The 20001-nt window shown below is 65.5% G+C and carries 21 protein-coding genes and 1 pseudogene; 14 read left to right on the plus strand and 8 right to left on the minus strand.

All coding sequences use genetic code 11. The features are described 5' to 3' along the window. Positions 1–165: pseudogene (locus A5752_RS27400) on the plus strand (amidohydrolase family protein); the annotation flags it as partial. Between the two features lie 15 nt (positions 166–180). Here the strand turns inward: A5752_RS27400 and A5752_RS05680 are convergent. Next, complete coding sequence (locus tag A5752_RS05680) at positions 181–1749, minus strand: class I adenylate-forming enzyme family protein (RefSeq protein ID WP_067083204.1); 1569 nt, start codon at positions 1747–1749, stop codon at positions 181–183. Positions 1750–1804: 55 nt separating this feature from the next. On the opposite strand from A5752_RS05680, the gene A5752_RS05685 reads away from it, so the two are divergent. Next, positions 1805–2704 carry an SDR family NAD(P)-dependent oxidoreductase gene (locus A5752_RS05685; protein WP_067083205.1) on the plus strand — a complete coding sequence of 300 codons (900 nt, stop codon included), beginning with the start codon at positions 1805–1807 and terminating at the stop codon, positions 2702–2704. Positions 2705–2707: 3 nt separating this feature from the next. Here A5752_RS05685 and A5752_RS05690 read toward each other — a convergent pair whose 3' ends face one another. Continuing rightward, positions 2708–3526, minus strand: a complete 819-nt coding sequence (locus A5752_RS05690; protein ID WP_067083207.1) for an enoyl-CoA hydratase/isomerase family protein — start codon at positions 3524–3526, stop codon at positions 2708–2710. A 103-nt stretch (positions 3527–3629) separates the two neighbouring features. Here A5752_RS05690 and A5752_RS05695 point away from each other — a divergent pair, with 103 nt between their 5' ends. The 10 genes from A5752_RS05695 (at position 3630) to A5752_RS05740 (ending at position 12868) form a co-directional block, all read left to right on the plus strand. After that, positions 3630–4889 (plus strand): hotdog family protein, encoded by a 1260-nt coding sequence (locus A5752_RS05695; RefSeq protein ID WP_067083209.1) that lies wholly within the window; start codon positions 3630–3632, stop codon positions 4887–4889. Between the two features lie 7 nt (positions 4890–4896). Continuing rightward, complete coding sequence (locus A5752_RS05700; RefSeq protein ID WP_067083210.1) at positions 4897–5703, plus strand: enoyl-CoA hydratase/isomerase family protein; 807 nt, start codon at positions 4897–4899, stop codon at positions 5701–5703. A 7-nt stretch (positions 5704–5710) separates the two neighbouring features. Further along, complete coding sequence (locus A5752_RS05705; protein WP_067083212.1) at positions 5711–6958, plus strand: acyl-CoA dehydrogenase family protein; 1248 nt, start codon at positions 5711–5713, stop codon at positions 6956–6958. Next, complete coding sequence (locus tag A5752_RS05710; protein WP_067083214.1) at positions 6955–7767, plus strand: enoyl-CoA hydratase/isomerase family protein; 813 nt, start codon at positions 6955–6957, stop codon at positions 7765–7767. The genes A5752_RS05705 and A5752_RS05710 overlap by 4 nt, the downstream gene beginning before the upstream one ends. After that, the gene (locus tag A5752_RS05715) at positions 7764–8564 is read left to right on the plus strand and encodes an enoyl-CoA hydratase/isomerase family protein (RefSeq protein WP_067083216.1); all 801 of its coding nucleotides are present in this window, start codon (positions 7764–7766) and stop codon (positions 8562–8564) included. Before A5752_RS05710 ends, A5752_RS05715 begins: the two co-directional genes overlap by 4 nt. After that, on the plus strand, positions 8561–10006 hold the full coding sequence (locus tag A5752_RS05720; RefSeq protein ID WP_067083218.1) for a class I adenylate-forming enzyme family protein: 1446 nt from the start codon (positions 8561–8563) through the stop codon (positions 10004–10006). Before A5752_RS05715 ends, A5752_RS05720 begins: the two co-directional genes overlap by 4 nt. A 416-nt stretch (positions 10007–10422) precedes the next feature. Next, a complete protein-coding gene (locus tag A5752_RS05725; protein WP_067083220.1) occupies positions 10423–11082 on the plus strand; it encodes a hypothetical protein in 660 nt (219 codons plus the stop codon). A 94-nt stretch (positions 11083–11176) separates the two neighbouring features. Further along, complete coding sequence (locus tag A5752_RS05730) at positions 11177–11521, plus strand: hypothetical protein (protein WP_067083383.1); 345 nt, start codon at positions 11177–11179, stop codon at positions 11519–11521. Position 11522: 1 nt separating this feature from the next. Further along, on the plus strand, positions 11523–12113 hold the full coding sequence (locus tag A5752_RS05735) for an SDR family oxidoreductase (protein WP_067083221.1): 591 nt from the start codon (positions 11523–11525) through the stop codon (positions 12111–12113). Then, entirely contained in the window at positions 12110–12868 is a 759-nt protein-coding gene (locus A5752_RS05740) for an SDR family NAD(P)-dependent oxidoreductase (RefSeq protein WP_067083223.1), read from the plus strand. The genes A5752_RS05735 and A5752_RS05740 overlap by 4 nt, the downstream gene beginning before the upstream one ends. A gap of 11 nt (positions 12869–12879) precedes the next feature. On the opposite strand, the gene A5752_RS05745 is transcribed toward A5752_RS05740, so the two are convergent. After that, a complete protein-coding gene (locus A5752_RS05745) occupies positions 12880–14106 on the minus strand; it encodes a cytochrome P450 (RefSeq protein WP_067083225.1) in 1227 nt (408 codons plus the stop codon). A gap of 169 nt (positions 14107–14275) precedes the next feature. Here A5752_RS05745 and A5752_RS05750 point away from each other — a divergent pair, with 169 nt between their 5' ends. Next, positions 14276–14836 carry a TetR/AcrR family transcriptional regulator gene (locus tag A5752_RS05750; RefSeq protein WP_067083226.1) on the plus strand — a complete coding sequence of 187 codons (561 nt, stop codon included), beginning with the start codon at positions 14276–14278 and terminating at the stop codon, positions 14834–14836. Between the two features lie 147 nt (positions 14837–14983). Then, positions 14984–16117 (plus strand): amidohydrolase family protein, encoded by a 1134-nt coding sequence (locus tag A5752_RS05755; protein WP_231983336.1) that lies wholly within the window; start codon positions 14984–14986, stop codon positions 16115–16117. A gap of 49 nt (positions 16118–16166) precedes the next feature. Here the strand turns inward: A5752_RS05755 and A5752_RS05760 are convergent, their stop codons facing one another. Genes A5752_RS05760 through A5752_RS05780 form a run of 5 tightly spaced genes read right to left on the minus strand, consistent with a single transcriptional unit; the run spans position 16167 to position 19980 of the window. Continuing rightward, positions 16167–16706, minus strand: a complete 540-nt coding sequence (locus A5752_RS05760; RefSeq protein WP_231983331.1) for a hypothetical protein — start codon at positions 16704–16706, stop codon at positions 16167–16169. A gap of 28 nt (positions 16707–16734) precedes the next feature. Beyond that, the gene (locus tag A5752_RS05765; protein ID WP_067083231.1) at positions 16735–17691 is read right to left on the minus strand and encodes an LLM class flavin-dependent oxidoreductase; all 957 of its coding nucleotides are present in this window, start codon (positions 17689–17691) and stop codon (positions 16735–16737) included. A gap of 8 nt (positions 17692–17699) precedes the next feature. Beyond that, on the minus strand, positions 17700–18533 hold the full coding sequence (locus A5752_RS05770; RefSeq protein WP_082963761.1) for an SDR family NAD(P)-dependent oxidoreductase: 834 nt from the start codon (positions 18531–18533) through the stop codon (positions 17700–17702). Then, a complete protein-coding gene (locus A5752_RS05775; RefSeq protein WP_067083232.1) occupies positions 18530–18931 on the minus strand; it encodes a nuclear transport factor 2 family protein in 402 nt (133 codons plus the stop codon). The genes A5752_RS05770 and A5752_RS05775 overlap by 4 nt, the downstream gene beginning before the upstream one ends. Continuing rightward, positions 18928–19980, minus strand: a complete 1053-nt coding sequence (locus tag A5752_RS05780) for a zinc-binding dehydrogenase (RefSeq protein WP_067083386.1) — start codon at positions 19978–19980, stop codon at positions 18928–18930. The genes A5752_RS05775 and A5752_RS05780 overlap by 4 nt, the downstream gene beginning before the upstream one ends. Positions 19981–20001: the final 21 nt, after the last annotated feature.

Consider the following 20001-nt stretch of genomic DNA (forward strand, 5'->3'; position numbering starts at 1 on the left):
ATCACCCGCGAACAAGCCACCGTCGGCGCACTCCGCAAAGCCGCCGAAGGCCACGACGTCTCCATCCAAGCCCTGTCGAAGAAGGAGAAGACCGGCGATGCGTCGGACTGGCAGGCTCAGATGAAGAAGGCCACCGCCAACGTCAGTGGCGATACCGGCGATTGACGAACGGCGGTCGACTCAACCGGCGACGGTGAGGCGGTCGGCGAGTACCCGCGGCCGACCCTCCGAACGCGCCTCCAGGGTATTGCGTTGCACCTTGCCGTTGGCGTTGAGCGGCAGGGGCTCATCCCAGAACACCAACTCCTCGGGCAGCTTGTATTTCGGCATTCCGTCCCCGACGAGGGCATCCGCCACGTCGGCGAGCGATATCTCGACGCCGTCGTCGAGCATCAAGGCAACCGCCAGCCGTTCACCGGTGGTGGCGTCCGGAACCGAGTAGGCCGCGCACTCTCGCACACCCGGGATCCGCGCCACCGCCTCCTCGACTTCCGCCGCGGGGATCTTCATTCCGTTGCGGATGACGATGTCCTTGATCCGGCCCACGATCCGCACGCGGTGTTCGCTGACCTCGGCCACGTCACCGGTCCGGAACCACTCCCCGTCGAACGCGTTCAGATCGTCCTCGGTGTCCGTGTAACCGAGGAAGGCGTGCGGGCCCTTGATACAACACTCGCCCGGGTCCCCCGCCGACCCCACCCGCACGTCGACGTCCTTCAGCGCGACACCGTCATCCGCATGACGTACCGCCCTGCTCTCGGCGCGCAGCCCCGACGTGCTGACCGGCACCTCCGACGATCCGTACGCCCGCATCACGACAATGCCGAAATCGTCTTCAACCCGTTCGACGATGCGTCTGTCGAGCATCGTGCCACCGAGATACACCGCCCGCAGCGGCACGACGCTCCCCCTGGCGACCGCTTCGTCGAGCAGCCGGTCGAGCAGCCGGTCCGGACCGCCGTACCACGTTGCGCCCGAGGACAACAGAAGGTCACACGTCGCGGCGGGATCCCACCGATCCTCGAGCACCACCGGCACGGCGAGCATGGGCCCGATGAACAGAGCCTGCAGCACGCCGGTGACCGAGGCGAGCGGGCTGATGAGGAAGATGCGGTCGTCCCGGCCGAGTCCGGCGGCGGCGATGTAGTTGGCCGATGCCTTGGTAAGGGTGCTCAGCGAATGGATGACGCCCTTGGGCCGAGACGTCGTGCCGGAGGTGTAGAGAACGAAGGACGGCTCGTCGGCGGGCCGCTGGGGCCCGTCGCTCACCGATGTCTCCGACGTGCGGAAGATGTCGATCCAGGTGCACGCGTCCCGCAAGGGTGCGTCACCCGCGGGAGGCCAGTTCGGGGCCAGGCCGAACCGGGCCCCGGTACGGGCGACGATGTCGGCGACCTGTGTCGCGCCCGCGCTGCGCGGCGCGAGCAGTACCACCGCGTCGACACGGATGGCGGCGTGCACGGCGACGACCGAACCGATGTCGTTGCCGACCACGACAACGATGGGCGTCGTCGCGCCGACGCCGGCGTCGCGAAGCGCGCGGGCCGCCCGATCGACCTGCTCATCCAGTGCTGCGTAGGTTAATTCGGCACCGCGATCGATCAGCGCCGGCCGTGCCGGATACCGCTGAGCAGCCGACCGCACGACGTCGAGCGGCCGGTCCGACCAGAAGCCGGCGGCACGGTAGCGGGCCCTGAGACCGCCCGCTCGTTCCCGCGCGTGTCGCAGCAGCTCGATGGCCGCGCTCATGGTGTCCTCCGATGCAAATACAGATTCTCGTCAACGTAAATGTAACCTCTCAAGCATGGCGTCAGATCAATACTCTTCGCGCGAGCGCTCATCGACATTGACCTTCGATGATCAGGTTGCCGTTGTCACCGGCGCGGGCGGAGGGCTCGGCCGCTGTCACGCACTCGAACTCGCCCGCCGCGGCGCCCGCGTCGTGGTCAACGATCTCGGCACCGCCGTCGACGGGCAAGGCGCCTCGATCTCGGCGGCGCAAGCGGTCGTCGACGAGATCACCGCCGCGGGCGGCACCGCGATCGCCAACGGCGACTCCGTCGCGACGGAGGACGGTGGCGCGGCGATCGTCGCGGCGGCGACGGACGCCTACGGTCGACTCGACATCCTCGTCAACAATGCGGGCATCCTCCGCGATGCAGCGTTCAAGAACATGACCGCCGAGCAGGTGGACGCGGTGATCTCGGTCCACCTGGCCGGCGCTTTCAACGTGACCCGGGCCGCGTGGCCCATCATGCGCGAGCAGAATTACGGGCGGATCGTTCAAACCACCTCTGGCACCGGTCTGTTCGGGAACTTCGGACAGGCCAATTACGGTGCGGCAAAGATGGGGCTGGTCGGGATGATGCATGTGCTGGCGATCGAGGGTGCGCGAAACGGCATCGCCATCAACGCCGTCGCGCCGATCGCTCGAACCCGGATGACCGAGGACATCATGGGTGAGGCGGGCAAGGCGATGGACCCGGAGTTGGTGACACCCGTGGTGGTCTATCTGTCCCACCGGGATTGCGATCGCACCGCGCACATCTATTCGGTGGGCGCGGGCAAGGTGTCGCGGGTGTTCATCGGTGTCACCAAGGGAATCGAGAACCGTTCACTCACAGCCGAATTGGTGGCAGAGGCGATCGACGAGATCGACGACAGCACCACCTTCACCATTCGTGGCGGTCCGGCGAACGGGTGATCGTCAGCGGCCCTGAAAGTTCGGCGGGCGGCGCTCTGCGAACGACCGCAGCCCCTCCTGCAGGTCGGCGGTCCACGACACCACCTCCTGCGCCCAGGCCTCCTGCTCAAAAGCCCGGTCGCGTCCCGATTCCGACGACACGGACAACAGGCGCTTGGTCAGTGCCAGCATGACGGTCGGGCCCGCGGCCAGGCGGCGGGCCAGTTCCTCGGCGACCGCGTCGGTCTCCCCCGGCGCCACCACTCGGTTCACCAACGTGAGTCGCTCGCAGGTCGCGGCGTCGACGGGTTCTCCGAGCATCAGGAGTTCGGTGGCCTTGCGCAGCCCCACGATCCTGGTCAGCAGATGTATCGCGCCCGAGTCCGGCAGGATGCCGCGGTGCACGAATGCCTCCACCAGGCGTGCCTCGGTGGACATGACGACCAGATCGCAGGCGAGCATTAGGCTCGCGCCGGCACCCGCAGCCACACCCTTGATCGCGGCGACCACCGGCTTGTCACAATCGAGCACCGCGGAGATCAGTCGCTGATAACCCTTCTGCAGCATTAAAGCGACGTCTCCGGGCTTCTTCTCAGCGGTGGGCTGTGCCGATTGCGGGCCCAAACCCGCACCTGAGCAGAAGTGCCGGTCCCCCGTCGCCCGCAACAACACGCTTCGCACCGAAGGATCGTCATCGGCCTTTTCGAACGCGTCCGTGAGGGCTTCACGTGCCAACGGCGACAACGAGTTTGCGGCATCGGCGCGGTCGATGGTGATCCGACAGACACCATCGGATCCGACCGCGCTCTCGATACCCGACCGCTCTTCAGTCAACTCGCTCACCCCTGCGTTAACGACGTTTCCGTTTTTCGGGTATCTTAATTTCCGCCGACGTCCCCGGGACAATTTGTGCCGAACTGAGGAGGCCCGAACTGAGGAGGCATGCGTGACCCAGTCCTCGGCAACGGGCCAAATCACGGATGAGGGTTTGGCCAGATTGCGCGCCCGCATCGGCGTCGCCGTGCCACACACTCAACCTCCGCACTACCGCCGGCCCAACGAGGACACGTTCCGGATCGTGGCGGAAAGCTACGGCGACGCGAACCCGCTGTGGTCCGATCCCGAGTACGCGACGAAGTCGGTCTGGGGTGAACCGATCGCACCGCCCGCGCTGATCGGCGGCGACACGTTGATCGGCGAGGACGAGGTCACCGAACTCTCCCAGGAGGACCGGGAACCGACCACCGGTGACCCGCTTCGCGGTGTTCACGCCTTCTACGGCGGGTCCTCGCGCGAGTGGTGGGCGCCGCTGCGCGCGAACCGGCGAGTCTTCCGGCGCAACGCCCTTGTCGCCGCGCTGGACAAAAGCAGTGAGTTCGCCGCCCGGGCTGTGCACGAATGGTCGGCACAGGTGTTCGCCGACGACGTCGGCGTCATCCTCGGCGGCCAGTACCGGAACATGATCCGCACCGAACGCAGCAAGGCCAGGGGACGCAAGAAGTACGAAGACGTGGACGTCAAGACATGGAGCGCCGACGAGATCGCCGAGATCGACTCGCGGTACGCCCGCGAGACGCCCCGAGGCGCCGAACCGCGTTGGTGGGAGGACGTCGCCGAAGGAGACGAGATCGGCCCGCTCACCAAGGGTCCGCTCACCGTCACCGACATGGTGTGCTGGCACGTCGGGATGGGCATGGGCATGTACGGCGTCCGGCCCCTGAGGCTGGCCTGGCAGAACAAGCAACGGATTCCGCGGTTCTACACACCCAACGAGCACGGAGTCCCCGACGTCCAACAGCGGGTGCACTGGGACCCGAGCGCCGCGCGCAACGCGGGCAACCCGACGACATTCGACTACGGTCGCATGCGCGAGACGTGGCTCATCCATCTGTGCACGGACTGGATGGGCGACGATGCCTGGCTGTGGAAACTGGATTGTGAGTTCCGGTTGTTCAACTACGTCGGCGATCTGCACACCATCACCGGTACCGTCACCCGCAAGTACCTGGCCGACGGGGACCGTCCGGCGGTGGACCTGGACCTTGCGGCGACCAATCACCGCGGCCAAGTGACCACGCCGGGACACGCCACCATCCTGCTGCCCAGCAGGCAGCGGGGCCCCGTCCGCCTGCCGGAACCGCCCGGCGGGGCGACCGACCTCGCCGATCTGCTGGTGGCCGTCTCAAACCGATTCACCGAACAGTGAGCCGGCCGTGACGTATCCGACCGTTCCCGGACTCCGGGCCGAACAACAGGGCCCGGTTCTGCGGCTGACCCTGGACCGGGCGGACCGCCGCAACGCGGTCAACGACACCATGCTCGACGCGATGATCGGGCACCTGTCCCGTTGCGGCACCGACGAATCGGTTCGCGTCATCCGTATCGACGCCGAAGGTCCGGACTTTTGCGCCGGCGCCGATCTGGTGGCCAACAACGCCAAGTCGGAACGCAAACCGCGCGTGGGGAGCACGCAGCGACGGCTGCCCAACAAGGCCAACAGGCTCATCCCCTTGCTGCTCGAGACCCAGGTGCCCGTCGTCGCTGTGGTTCGCGGCTGGGCGGCCGGCCTAGGTTTCCACCTCGCGTTGGCGTCCGACTTCTGCCTGGCGGCCTCGGGCGCGGTGTTCTGGGAACCCTTCATGGCGCGCGGCTTCACGCCCGACAGCGGTGCGGCCTGGTTGCTGCCTCGACTCGTCGGGATGGTTCGCACCCGCCAGCTGTTGATGCTCGGCGAGGAACTCTCCGGGACCACGGCCGCGCAGTGGGGCATCATCCACCGCGCCTGCCCTGACACTGAACTCGAGGGTGCGGCAACGGATCTCGTCAATCGGCTCGCCGCCGCACCCACGGTCGCGCTCGGCCTCACCAAGTGGCTGCTGCACAGCGGCAACGGCCTGGATCTCGATCGTCATCTCCAGAACGAGGCGATGGCCCTCGAATTATCCAGTCGCAGCGATGACTTCAAAGAAGGCCTGGCCGCATTCCGGGACAAGCGGCCCCCGGAGTTCAAGGGTCGTTGAGGCGAACATGACAGCATTACCGATCAGCGCAGAGACCCCCGCCGATGACGCCGTCGAGGTGGTGCGGCAGTGGGTCGCGGCGGAGGTGCCGGCCCAATGGCGCGCCGCGGCAGCCGAGGGCCCGGCCGCCCTGAGAGCCGCGCGGAGCCCCGCCGATTACCGGCGGTGGTACCCGACCTTTGCCCGAAGCGGCCTGGTGGCGCCGACCTGGCGCCCCGAACACGGCGGCCTCGGTATCGGTAACGACGTGGCTCGCGCGATCGAGAGCGTGCTCGCGCCGCTGCGGCTGACCCGGCTCAATCCGTTGGGCCTCAACAACGCCGCCGCTGCGCTGTTCAGCCACGGAACCGAAGAGCAACGGCGACGCTTTCTACCGCCCATCGTCCGAAACGAGGAGAAGTGGTGTCAGCTCTTCAGCGAGCCCGGCGCGGGCTCAGACCTCGCGTCGTTGGCGACCCGGGCGGTGCGCGACGGCGACCAATGGGTGATCTCCGGACAGAAAGTGTGGACGACCTGGGCGGATGAGGCGGACTTCGCGATTCTGCTCGCCCGCACCGATCCCGATCAACCGAAACACAGGGGCATCACGTACTTCCTGCTCGACATGCACCAACCCGGCGTCGAGGTACGGCCCCTGCCTCAGATCACGGGTGAGGCGGAATTCAACGAGGTCTTCCTCGACCGCGCGCGGGTGCCGGACGCCCATCGGGTCGGAGAGGTCAACGACGGATGGCGGGTCAGCGCGTCGACCCTGTCGAGTGAGCGTCAGATGGTTTCGGGCTCCGGATCGGGCGGCATGGGGAGGCTCGGCGGGTCCGGTGCGGAACGGCTGATCTCACTGGCCAGGGAAACCGGCCGATGGGACGACCCCTTGATACGCAACAGGATCATGCGGCTCTGGGCTCAAGAACAGATCCGCGGATGGACGAACGCCCGTGTGCGCGCTGCACTCTCGGCCGGTCAATCCCCCGGTGCTGCCTCTTCGATCGGCAAGGTCCACCAGGCCACACTCAACCAGCAGATCCAGGATCTCATGGTCGACCTGCTGGGCACCGCCGCAGTGGCGTGGCCTGCCACCGACGACCCGGATGCGATGCCCCGCGAGGTGCAGGGCATGATGCGCAGCCTAGCCAACGGCACCGAGGGTGGCACGACCGACATCAACAAGAACATCCTCGGCGAGCGCGTACTCGGGTTACCCAAGGAGCCGGATCCGTGGAAAGGGAAACCCTGGAAGGAGATTCCGCGCTCTTGACCGAATTTGAGCGGTTGATCGTCGAGAAGTCGGATGGCGTCGGGTGGCTCGTGTTGAATCGGCCCGAGGCCGGCAATGCGTTCGACGCGTTGATGCTGGACGAACTCGAGACCGCCTGGGCACAGCTGGATGCCGACCCCGACGTGCACGTGATCGTCAACGTCGCGAACGGCAAGGCGTTCTGTACCGGGATGGATGTGGTCCAGGTCGCGCGCGACAAGCAGGCCATGCGACGCCATTCACGCCGCACGCGCGACGCCGAGCTGAAGATCTCCTCATGGCACTGCGGTGTGTGGAAGCCGGTGATCGCCGCGGTGAACGGGGTGTGCGCGGGCGGTGGTCTGCATCTGGTCGCCGACGCGGACATCGTGATCGCTGCGCAGGAGGCGACATTCGTCGACCCGCATGTCTCGGTGGGTCAGGCGGTCGCCTACGAGGCCATCACCCTCCTGCGGAAGTCTCCCATGGAAGCCATCACGCGGATGACGTTGAGCGGCAAGGGTGAGCGGATATCGGCCCAGCGCGCATACGAGTTGGGTCTCGTCTCGCAGGTCGTGGCGGCCGGCGAGCTACGGGCGGCGGCCGCCCAGTTGGCGGCCGCGGTCGCGACCAACTCGCCCACCGCCATGCGGGCCACCAAGAAGGCGTTGTGGCATTCCCTGGAAGTCGGGCTGTCGGAGGCCAAGGCTGCTGCCGCAGAGGAGATCTGGCGGTTGCGGAACCATCCCGACCATGCCGAGGGCGTACGCGCGTGGCGGGAAAAGCGCCCGGCCGCCTGGCAACCGCTCGAACCGGTGGAGGCTTCGTGAGCTATCAGAGGTTGATCGTCGAACGGCGCGGCCCCGTCGGCTGGATCATCAACAACCGGCCCGATCGACTCAACGCCTACGACGCGCTGATGCGCAAGGAATTCCCCGCCGCATGGGCCGAGTTGGACGCCGACCCCGAGGTGCGGGTGATCGTGCACACCGGCAACGGCAGGGCGTTTCAGGTCGGCGCCGACGTCGACGATCTCGACGGCGAGGGGATCAAGCAGTACCAGGAGACCATGCAGACGCTGGACCTGAATCTGACCGGCTGGCACTGCAATGTGGGCAAGCCCGTGATCACCGCGGTCAACGGCGTGTGCGCCGGGGGCGGACTGCACTGGGTGGCCGACGCCGACATCGTCATCGCGGCGTCGGATGCCACCTTCGTCGACCCGCACGTCTCCATCGGCCAGGTCAGCGCTCTGGAGACGATCGCGCTGATGCGCAAGATGCCCGCCGAGGCGGTGTTACGGATGGCGCTGGTCGGCAGCCACGAACGCCTCACCGCGCAGCGCGCATATGAGCTCGGCATGATCAGCCAGATCGTCGACCCGCCCGACACGCTTCGCGATGTCGCCCAAGAGCTCGCCGAGAAAGTCGCCAGAAACTCACCGGCCGCGATGCGGGCCACCAAACGCGCACTCTGGGGAGCGCTCGAGCACGGGCTGACCGACGCTTGCCGTGAGGGGGCCAAGCATCTGACGTCGATGTGGGGCCATCCGGATCAGGATGAGGGTCCGAAAGCGTTCGCCGACAAGCGAACACCACGCTGGCTCCCCCTGGAGCTGGACTCGTGAGCCTCTCCGACCTGCTGGACGATCTGCCGGACATCGCGGTGCACACCCTGGCGGTCGACGTGTCTCGGGCAAACCTGATCGCGAGTGCGGACCGCCTGGCGACGGTTCTCACCGAAGGCGGGCTGATGCCCGGTCAGGTGGTCGCGGCGATGCTACCCAACGACGCCACCACGGTCGCGGCGCTGTTCGGTGTCTGGCGTTCCGGTGGTGTCTACACACCGCTCAATCCCAGGGCTGCCGACGCCGAGGTGGCCGCTGCGCTCCAAACCCTCGAACCGGTCGCGGTGATCACGACACCCGAACTGGCCCATCGCTTCGGGGGGTTCGCGCTACCGGTCGTCACCGGGTCGAGCTTGGCGTGGTCGGTAACGCCGCACTCCAAGTCGGCCGACGAGGCTCGGCGGTACGACGACGATGTGGCGCTGTTGCAGTTCACCTCGGGCACGACAGGTCCGCCGAAGCCGGTGCCGCTGCGCCACTCCACGGTGCTGGACCTGATCGACCGGCTGCTGGAGAAGCTTCGGGGGTCGAAGCGTGGCGCCCGGAACACGGCGCCGATGCCCAATCTGGTACCGCTCTCACTGTCTTTGTGGGCGGGTATCTATCAGGTGCTCTTCGCTTTTCGCGCGGGCTCCGGTGTCGTGTTGATGGACAGGTTCTCGGCCGCGGACTTCGCAGCGCTGGTGAAGCGCCACCAATTGCGATCCACGGTCTTGCCACCGGCCGCGTTGACGATGGTGCTCCACGACGATTCGGTCACCGACCTGTCCCCCCTGAAGATCGTCCGCTCGATCACCGCTCCCCTGTCTCCCGTCCACGCGGCCCGCTTCCGCGACAAGTTCGGTGTGCTCGTCCTGAACTCCTACGGCCAAACGGAACTCGGTGGCGAGGTCGTCGGATGGTCGGCCGCCGACGCCCGCGAATGGGGGGAGACGAAACTCGGTTCCGTCGGACGCCCGCTTCCTGGCATCGATGTCACGATCGAGAACGACGAGGTCATGGTCCGCACACCGACGACAGCCGCCCGCAAGATCGACCCCGCGTTCCTCGACAGGCTCACCGATGACGGGTGGTTTCACACCGGCGACCTCGGTTGGTTCGACGACGACGGATTCCTGTGGCTCGACGGGCGCGTCTCGGACATGATCAACCGCGGCGGGCTCAAGGTGTTCCCCGGCACCGTCGAAGAGGTGCTTCTGGCCGCCGACCGCGTGCGCGAGGCGGCTGTGGTCGGCGTTCCCGACGAACGACTCGGCGAGGTTCCGTGGGCATTCGTCGTGCGCGCCGATGACCGGGTGAGCGAGGATGAACTGATCACGTGGTGTCGCGAGCGCCTGACCCCCTACCGTGTTCCTGTGCGGGTGGTCTTCGTCGAACGACTGCCGCGCAACGACGTCGGCAAGGTCGTCAAGCGCGAACTTCTCACCCTCACCGACGCGTAATCCGAGGCCGGAACCGCCGACCGGCGCCTCCTTCGTCTCGGCCGGAAATAGTTCTTCTCGTTTCTGAGAACGGTGCTACTCTCTGTCGGCATTGTGCTTTGGCGGCGGACGAAGGAGCCATCGATGTGGCAGGAACTGGTCCGACTGACCGTGACCTGGGTCGTCATGTGCGGACTCGTCGCGTTCTTCTACTGGATGTTGGGCAACATCGGCACGTTCTGATCGATCGTGTTCTTGATCGAGCACTGTGAGGAGAATCATGGATGATCAGGATCGACGGCGTAAGCGCGGTTTGATCGCGTTCCAGATCTTCATCTACGGCGTACTGATCGCGATGTTCGCGATTCAGGTTCAGATGTTCTTCACCCGGGACTGGTGACCCGATGACATCGATAAGCGGAAATCAGTCGCTCACCATGGATGAGCACGAGGAACAGACGCGGGCGGCCCAACGACGCGCCGATCGATGGTGCATCGCCGGCACCGCGCTCATGGGCACCCTGGTCCTCGGCATCATCGGTCTACCCGTGTTCTGCCGTGGCATCTATCTGTTGCGCAAGGCCCAGCGCGACGGCTTGTCGGTCCGGCCGATGATGGTGACGCTCATCGGCTACGTCATCATCCTCGACGCCGCGCTCAACAGTATCGGCTGGGCTCTGGACCTGTTCGCCAACCACGCCCTGATCACGCGCACGGTCTTCACCGCGTGGGGCAACCTCATCGACGCGGGCTACTTCTGGCATTACAACGAACTCTGGATCGGCGGCGCGGGTGCACCGGGCGAGAAGGCCTGGGTGATGGTGTGTGTGCTGATCGCCTTCCCCATGCGGATCGCGGCCGCGATCGCGCTGTTGCAGATGAAACGGTGGGGCCACCAGTGGACCATCGTGACATGCTGGTTCGGGATCATCGTGTGGACCGGCTACATCCTGAACATGACGATGTACGCAGACGTCCGGTACACAGCGGTCGGACTTCCGGTCTTCGGATGGTGGGCGTTCAACATCTTCTACATCACGCCGTTCCTGGCCATCCCGTACCTGCACACCGTCAACCGCGAAATCTTCTCCGACTAGCAGCCGAGAAAGGACCGTCGTGACCAACTCCGCTGTGGAGCCGAAGGATTCGGCCGAGTCGCTACCGCTGGGCACCACCCCCACCTGGGCGCGAATGCACAAGTGGCTCAAGCGCGGCTTGCTGGTATGCCTGTTCGGCCTGGTCATCGAGGGGTCGCTGACTGTTCCGGTGATGGCGGTCTGGTACGGGTGGCCGACGTTGTCGCTGAACGAGATCTGCAGCGAGCTTTTGAAGGTGCGCTTCTCCGATGACAGTCTGGAGTGCCAACAGCCCTATCCGATCGGCGGCCCACCGTTCGGGGGCGCACCCGAAGCGGCCGGCCAACAGACCGCGCGCGACGAGTGGGGCGTCCAGCCCAAGCCGAGGTACGAAAGCATCGGGTTCCGCGAACTGGTCAGGATTCACGAAGAACGCGTCGCGTCCCAGTCGAGCCGGTGACGTGGCCTCCTCCACAGCGGTGGTGGGCTTGCCGGGTCAGCTCTCACACTCGCTCGCAACGGAACTCGACGCGGTCACCGTGGCGCCCGGAGGCGAACTACCGGCGGATACCAAGAATGCGGTCATCGTCGCGGATCCCTGTCCGCGGCCGGTCGACGCAGTAGCTCTGAGCGGCGACGATTGGAATCGTCTCGTCGACGAAGCGATGTGGCGTACGCTCACCGCCCTGCAACAGGCACGGGCCGGCTTGTCGGCCGGCGGGCGGATCGTCGTCGTCGTTCCGACGATCGGGATGGCGGGTGCGCCGGGGCTCGTCGCGTATACGACCGCGGTGGAGGGTATCCGCGCGATGGTGAAATCGGCTGCCCGGCAGTGGGCTTCGCAGGGCATCGGCGCCAATCTCGTGGCCGTGCCGCTGTCGCTGTTCTCCGGCGAGGCGACCGCGGCCGGGCATCTGACCGCCGCAGCCGTCACCGACGATTCGACCCTGATACATACCATCGCCGAGTCGGTGAAGTTCCTGTTGCGGCCCGATCTCCATCTCGCAGGAGAGACGATCGTCGCCGACGGCGGATCGGTGATGCTGCCGTGAACCTCGATGGGTTGACCGCCTTGGTCACCGGTGCCGGCGGCGGGGTGGGTCGCGGCATCGCGATGGCACTGGCCTCCGAGGGAGCCCACGTCGTCGTCGCGTCCAGGTCCGAGACCGGACAGGCGGTCGTCGACGAGATCGCCGCACGAGGGCACCACGCATCATGGGCGCATTGCGACGTGACCGACGCCGACTCGGTTGCCGAGGCCGTCGACCGCGCCGTGACGACGACCGGACGACTCGACGCGATGGTGCACAACGCCACGAGCAATCTGTCCAGCCAACCGCACCAATTGACCGACGTCGACCGCGCGCTGTGGACCCACCACTCCTCGGTGTCGCTGGGCGGTGCCCACCACTGCGCGGTCTCGGCCTTCCCCGCGCTGCGGGAGGGCGGCGGGACATTCATCGTGATGACCTCGCCGGCGGGCATGGAAGGCAGTGCGACGCTGCCGGTCTACGCCACGATGAAGGGAGCACTGCGCGGCTTCGCCAAGAGCCTGGCGCGGGAGTGGGCGCACTACGGAATAACGGTCAACATCGTTTCGCCCCTGGCCTATTCACCCGCCATGACCGCGGCGATTGAGGCCGAGCCAGCCATGGAAGAGCGGCTAGCGCGACGGATACCGCTGGGGCGCATCGGTGACCCGGAGCGCGACATCGGTGCCGCCGTCGCCTTCCTGGTCGGCCCTGCGGCGCGCTACGTCACCGGACAGACATTGGGTATCGACGGCGGGCACTTCACCAGTCTTTAGCGCGGCTGTCGTCAACTGTCCCCAGCGAGCACGAGGTCGAGTCGCTCGAGTCGACGCACCAACAGGCTCGGCAGCCAGCGGCCGATGTCTCGGGCATCGATGGTGGAGGTGCGCTGGATCAGTTGGCCGATAACGATTCTGGCCTCCAGCCGCGCCAACGACGCCCCCACGCAGAAGTGGGCGCCCTTACCGAAGGCGATGTGTCCCTTGGCGCCCACCCGGTCGAGCCGGAAGGTGTCGGGTTCGTCGAAGTGTGCCGGATCGCGATTAGCCGCACCCCACAGCAGCAACAGCCGCGATCCGGCGGGGAGCTCCGCGCCGCCCAGCTCGGTATCGCGCGCGACATGGCGATAGTGGCCGCGGAACGGGGGCTCGAAGCGAAGGACCTCCTCGAGGAACGCCCCCAGCAGTTCGGGCCGGTCTCGCAGCTGGTGTTGAATGTGCTTCTGGGTGGCGAGGATCCAGGCGGCCGACCCGATCAGTGACGCGGTCGATTCCCCGCCGGCGCTGAAGAGCGTGATCAACATGGCCAACGCCCCGGTGTGGTCCACGACCCCCTCGGCACACGCCGCGGCCAGATCGCCCAGCAGATTGTCCTGCTCGGCCGGCGAGGCCTGGCCGAACTGTTCGGTGATGTACGCGCCGAGCTCCATGACGTCCTTACCCGCTGCCGCCAATTGCTCCTCGGTCACCAACCCCTCGACGAACTGGGTGGCGGAGTAGCCCAACCGGGTGAGCATGTCGACATCGGAGTCGGGAACACCGATGATTCGGCAGACGACCATCATCGGCAGCCGGTTCGCCATGGCCGCCATCCAGTCGATCTCGCCGCCCCGAACGCAGGAGTCGAAGATGCCGGCGGACGTGTCTGCGATGAACGGCTCGAGGTCGCGAATTCGTTTGGCGGCCAGCTGAGGTAACAGCGTCTTACGGTGAATGGCGTGTGCGGGATCGTCAGCGGTCGCCAGTACCTGCATTGGCCCGCCGAGTTCACCCATCGGGAATGCGGATACCGAGCCGTTTTGAAATGTCATCGTCGCCGTCAGATTCGACGAGAAGTCGTCGCAGCGCGCGACCGCCTCGTTCACCGCATCCCAGCCACTCACGGCGAAGAATCCGGAGTCTCCGATGCGGTGGACGGGTCCGGTCTGGTGCATCCGCGCGTACAGCGACTGAGGGTCTTGGATGAACCGATCCTCGAACAGCGCGATCCCGAGCTCGCCATCCACGACATTCATGCCCCAACGCTGAGCGACGACCTCGCATCGCGTCAACGGATGAAGACCAAGTCGAAATGCGCTATCGGCGATCTTGTGCATGAATGTCTCACCGTATTGCCGCACGCTGCGAAAATGCCGAAACCGGATCCGTAGTTTGTCTCAGATCTGAGATCATGGTGGTTCACGGATGAGGAGGCTGGTGCCGGTGCCCGACGACTGGGTGATGGGCCGCGACCGCCGCACCGAGGCGGCGGACCGAATCCATGCCGCCGCCACCGAGCTGGTCATCTCCGACGGGCTCGATGCCCTCGACATCGACAAGCTCGCCACGCGGCTGCACTGTTCGCGGGCGACCGTATACCGGTACGCGGGAGGGAAGGCCGAGATCCGCGACGCGGTCCTCATGCGGCTCGCGGCAGGCGTGATCGAGACGGTCCGGCACGCGGTCGACGGACTCAGCGGTGCGGATCGCGTCACTGCCGCTATCGACGTCGCCCTCGAGCAGATCAGATCCGACCCGATTCGCAAGCTCGCGCTCCACGCACCGAAGGCGCCGGGATTGACCGACCTCCACTCGTCTCCCATGCTCGGCCAGCTCGCCGCCGACCTCACCGGCATCACCGGTGACGATCCGCTGGCGGCGCAATGGATTGTGCGCATCGTCGTGTCGTTGGCGTTCTGGCCTCCCTCAGACCCCGGCACGGAGCGGGAGATGCTCAGACGGTTCGTGGCTCCGGCCTTCACCTGAAGTAAACGGTTTCCGTCGCCGAACCAGCCCGGTGAGAATCTGTCTTCTCTTTCTGCGATAACATCGTTACCGTTGATGGATGCATGGTGCGATAGGAGCCGACGGGTGAGCGTCAAACAGTTCGAGGTGTGGGATGCCGACAACCACATGTACGAGACCATCGACGCCTACACGCGGTATCTGCCCGAGAAGTACTCAGAGGCATTGAAATTCGTTGACGTCAAGGGCCGCAAGAAGCTGCAGATCCTTGGTCAGATCACCGAAACCATCCCCAATCCGACCTACGAGGTGATCCCGACGCCGGGGGCATGGGCCGATTACTTCCGGGGCATCAATCCGGAAGGCAAGACACTGAGGGAGCTGGCCGCGCCCATCAGATGTCCCGACGAGTTCCGACGCCCCGACCTGCGCCTGGCGTTGATGGATCGCCAGGGCGTCGATGGCGCGGTGATGTTCCCGACCACGGCGGGCATGCTCGAGGAGCGCACGAAGTCGGACACCGAACTCACCCACGCGATCACACACGCGTTCAACCGCTGGCTGCTCGACGACTGGACGTTCAACTACCAGAACCGGATCTTCCCCGTCCCGGCCATCTCGCTCAACGATCCCGCGCTGGGTGTCAAAGAGCTCGAATGGTGCCTGGACAACGGCGCCAGGACGGTGCTGATCCGTCCGGCCCCGGTCCCGCGCGAAGACGGCACGTCGCGCTCGGCCGCTCTGCCCGAGTTCGATGACTTCTGGCGGCTGGTCGAGTCGTCGGGCATCTCGGTGCAGATGCACAATTCGGACTCCGGCTATGAACGCTACGTCGACGACTGGGAGGACCCGGCGGAGTTCAACGGATTCGCGCTGAGCAAGCTCCGGGGTTTCATCTACGAGGAGAGCCGGAATATCTTCGATACCCTCGCTGCCTTCATCGCTCACGGCGTGTTCGAGCGCTTCCCCGGGGTACGCATCGGGGTGATCGAGAACGGGGGCTCCTGGGCGCACCGCTTGTTAGATGTCTTCGACCGCGTGTACCACAAGCGGCCCTACGACTTCAGCGAGCATCCCAGCGACGTCTTCCGCAGGCACGTCTGGGTGAACCCGTTCCACGAGGAAGACATGTCGCACCTCATCGACATCCTCGGCGCCGACCGCGTGATGTTCGGTTCGGACTACCCGCATCCAGAAGGCCTCGCGGAGCCCGCGGACTTCGTCAAAGAACTCGAGGGTCTGCCCGCAGAGACCACGGCCCGGGTGATGGGCGCAAACCTCAAGCAATTGATCGGCGTTTAGCGGGTACGAGCGGGGCGACGGAACTCCGGGCGCCTGCCGAAGCAGTCGTTCACCGCGCGCCCGCGCCACCCTCCCGCAAGAAGTTGACCGTGTACTGCTGACTGGTCAAACCCTTGGGATCGAGCCCGATGAGTCCCAGCAACTGTTCCCACATATCGGGGTCGACGAACCAGTCCCAACGTGTGACCTCGCCCTTCTCGTTGACCCAGATGTAGTCCCACTCGCGCAGTTTCAACACCGTGCCGTCGGCGAGCGTCCCCGCGTAGGTGTCGCAGGACGAAAAGCCCCATTCTCCGGCCACACATTCGAACGGACTGACGAGGCGATAGTCCGGCATGTGCTTCCACCACATTCGCCATTCCGCTGTGAGCATGTCTCCGTCGGGCGCGTACTTTGCCATGGCCGCCGCCACCTCGTCGGAGAACATCTCGGCCGCCGTCTGGGGAGCACCATCGTTGAAATGGGGGCTCATCATCACGTAATCGGCTGCAAAGACGAACTTCTCACCAAAATTCACATGGCGGCCGCGGTCGATGGGCTTCGCATAGCCCTCCCACTTCTCGAAGGCGATCTGTTCGATGAAGGCCACGCGATCGCTGCTCATGTCTTCCTCTCCACTAGCCCAGCTCGGCGAATGTCTTCAAGTACGGCCACGCAATCGCCGGGGGTATGCCCCCGCAAAGCGGATTGATGTTGAACACCTCGCCCGCGGCGAGGCGCCTTCGCGCTTCGTCTAGCGACAGGATCACGTGAGACGTCGATTCGTGCCGCAACTCTTCGACGGTCTTGGCGGTGGTGATGTTGGCCGAGACGTTGTTGTTGGGGTTCCATTCCGAGTACGCCATCGCATCGTGGAGAAGGTACTTGCCGATCTCGTCCCAGGCGGCGTCGACATCGTCGGCGACAAAGCAATTGGTAGCCGCGTCCTTCTCGGGTATCAGCATGAATCCCGGTTCGAAACCATTCTCCCGGCAAGCACTTTCGTAGGCTTCTTGCATTCCCGGAACTCCACCATTGGCCAGCAGGCCAAGACCGTTTCGGCCTGCGCGACGCGCTGCAGCGAGGCTGGCACCGCCCCAACTCATCATCGGGCCATCTGGTGTGCGAGGTCGTGGTGTCACCTTCATCCGGCGACCCTCGTACTCGACTTCCTCACCGTCCAACAAGCGGCGCAGCATGCCGAGCTTCTGGTCCGCGATCTTTCCACGGTCGGACAACGACAGGCCGAAATGCTCGTACTCCCGCGCGCGGTAGCCGATTCCGAACACATAGGTGGCCCGTCCACCACTGATGTGGTCCAAGACCGCCATATCTTCCGCTAGCCGTGCGACGTCGTAGAACGGAAGGAGGATTACCAAGTTCAGCATGAGCTGCTTGGTCCGGGCGGCGATCGCCGAGCCCAGCAGCAAGGGCGACGGTAGATAACCGTCGTCGGCACAGTGATGTTCGCACACCACCGCCGCGACGCACCCTCGAGTCTCCGCCCATTCCGCCATGTCGCAAGCTGCGGAGTACAACTCCGTCGGGGATGCACCGATCGACGGTGCCCGCATGTCGAAGCGAAGGGTGAACATCTCGGTGGCTAGCTTCCCTGGCAGTCGTCGGTACCCATGACGTCAGTGGACATCTGCATGATCAGTCGGACCACCTCGTTGCGTGACATGGACTTGAAGAGCTCAAAGGCCATCCGGACGTCATCGCCGGTCGCGATCGTCGGACCGTTACCGAGGTTGGCGAACGCCTCGTCGACGACGCTTGCGGCGGTGACCGCGCCCTCGGGGACCTCGTCGACAGACGCCAGGCGCCCGCGCTCGAACTCCAACTTTCGCAACGCCGGGGTGTCTGTCATGCCGAGGACCAGTCCGAGCACATCAACACCCTTGTCGTGCAACTCCGCCCACAAACCCTCGGTGAACACCATGTCGAAGGCTTTGGTTCCACCGTAAGCCACCATGTTTCGGCCACCTGCCAGTGCGGCCCCCGACGTGAAGTTCACGATGCCACCTCTGCGCCGCTCGACCATCTGGCCTGCGAAGTGGTGACACAACCGCATCAATACCAGGCAATTGCGTTGCAGTAGGTCTTCGGCTGTGGACACCGGATTGGCAAGGAAGGGCTGGTAATTGGGATCACCGCCAGCGCAGTACACGAGCATGCCAATCTCGAGGTCATCGGTCGCGTCGATGATCCGTTGCGAAGCGTCAGGGTTAATGAGGTCGACGGCAAGTGTCCGCGTCTCGGCATTGGTGCGCTCGCGGATTCCCTTGGCGACCTCGTCGAGCACATGCTGACGACGAGCCACGAGCATGACATTCACACCGTCATTCGCCAGGCGCTCGGCGAACAGCGCGCCGACACCGTCGGATGCGCCGACCACCAGCGCCCACGGCCCATACTTCGCGGCGATGTCGGTCACGGTGCCGGCACCGCCGCCAGGCGAACGGACGTGTAGGAGCGACGCGCAATTCGCCAGCCGTCGGTGGTTCGCACCGCATGGTCGTCGTAATAGCCGACCGGATTCGCACCCGATCCGTCCTCGAGGAGGATCAAGGCGTCGACGTACGTACGCATCGTGGCCGTGTCGCCGTCGATGTCGACGGCCTGATTGGACACGCGGTGCATGGTGTGGGCCGCCATGACATGCGCCACCTCCATGAACTCGGCGACAGCGGCGCCGCCCGTCCAATGACCGACCTCGCCGTAATCCACCTGCGCGTCGTCGGTGAAAACCTGGGTCAGCAGCGAGTACTGCTCCGTGTCGATCGCGGTCGCATAGCGGACCGTCAACTCGGCGAGGTCGTCGCGGTCACTCACGCGTCATCTCCATTCGGGTGCACGACAATGCGTGGCGGCCCGTCGGAGCGGCGAGCTTCGTCGAGTGCATCGGGTACCTCCTCGAGGCCGATGATTCTGCCGACGCTGGGCATCGGGTCGAGGCGTCCGTCGACAACCGCATCGAGTACGCCGTACCAGTCCTCCGGCATCGGCCCACCGCCGAAACGCAGCGTCAATCCCTGGCGGGTTGCTTCGGTGATGTCCAGTGTGTCCCCCGTATACCAACCGCCCGCACAATAGATGCGGGTGTAGAACTCCGCCTCCGTGACTAGCGAGTTGATGAGGCCCGGGGCTCCCACGCATTCGAACACCACTGCCGTTCCGGACATGTGGCGTTGCCGGCGCACGTCGCGGAAGACGTCGAACACAGACCGTTCGGCGGGATCATGCAGGACGTGTGCGCCGAATCCGGAGCGCGCCACTTCGCGGCGGTCCGCCTTGTAGTCCGAGACGATGATCGGCTCGATGCCGCGAGCAGACAGCGCCGCGACCGCGGACAAGCCGATGGCGCCAGCGCCGACGACTATCGGGATCTCACCGGGTTGAACATCGGCGACACGCACGTAGTACTCGCCGACGGCGAAAGCGTCGACGAGGGCGATTGCGTCGCTGGACACGGACCCGTCGACGACTCTCGCGGTCGCCTCCGACACGACGAGAAGTTCACCGAAGCTGCCCTGCGCCTCCGGATGCTGGCCGATAATGCGCAGGCCACCGGATCCGCCGTCCACCAACCGGATTGGCATTGAGGTCACCCGCGACCCGATCGGAAACGCGTCGCCGCATCCGGGACCGTGTCCGATGACCTCGCCCACGAATTCGTGCCCCATGACGATGTCGCGGTCGGCGTCGTACAGAGAGCGCCCCGTCGGATCGTCGATCGCGAGTTCTGGACGATCCATGAAATGGACATCGGACGCGCAGATCGCTGTGCTCAGCGTCTTCAACAACAGGTCGTTCGGACCCGGGACTGGGTCGGCCGTCTCGCGCACGGTCAATTCGCCGGAACGCAATACGACTGCGCGCAATGGACGCACCCTTCGCCGACT

The sequence above is a fragment of the Mycobacterium sp. 852002-51961_SCH5331710 genome (assembly GCF_001665535.1).
Taxonomy (GTDB): Bacteria; Actinomycetota; Actinomycetes; order Mycobacteriales; family Mycobacteriaceae; genus Mycobacterium.

Excerpts from the sequence above, each read along its gene's own strand:
- A5752_RS05680 (WP_067083204.1), bottom strand. The coding sequence starts at position 1,749 with ATGAGCGCGGCCATCGAGCTGCTGCGACACGCGCGGGAACGAGCGGGC.
- A5752_RS05685 (WP_067083205.1), top strand. The coding sequence starts at position 1,805 with ATGGCGTCAGATCAATACTCTTCGCGCGAGCGCTCATCGACATTGACC.
- A5752_RS05705 (WP_067083212.1), top strand. The coding sequence starts at position 5,711 with ATGACAGCATTACCGATCAGCGCAGAGACCCCCGCCGATGACGCCGTC.
- A5752_RS05725 (WP_067083220.1), top strand. The coding sequence starts at position 10,423 with ATGGATGAGCACGAGGAACAGACGCGGGCGGCCCAACGACGCGCCGAT.
- A5752_RS05730 (WP_067083383.1), top strand. The coding sequence starts at position 11,177 with ATGCACAAGTGGCTCAAGCGCGGCTTGCTGGTATGCCTGTTCGGCCTG.
- A5752_RS05745 (WP_067083225.1), bottom strand. The coding sequence starts at position 14,106 with ATGAATGTCGTGGATGGCGAGCTCGGGATCGCGCTGTTCGAGGATCGG.
- A5752_RS05750 (WP_067083226.1), top strand. The coding sequence starts at position 14,276 with ATGAGGAGGCTGGTGCCGGTGCCCGACGACTGGGTGATGGGCCGCGAC.
- A5752_RS05755 (WP_231983336.1), top strand. The coding sequence starts at position 14,984 with ATGTACGAGACCATCGACGCCTACACGCGGTATCTGCCCGAGAAGTAC.
- A5752_RS05765 (WP_067083231.1), bottom strand. The coding sequence starts at position 17,691 with ATGTTCACCCTTCGCTTCGACATGCGGGCACCGTCGATCGGTGCATCC.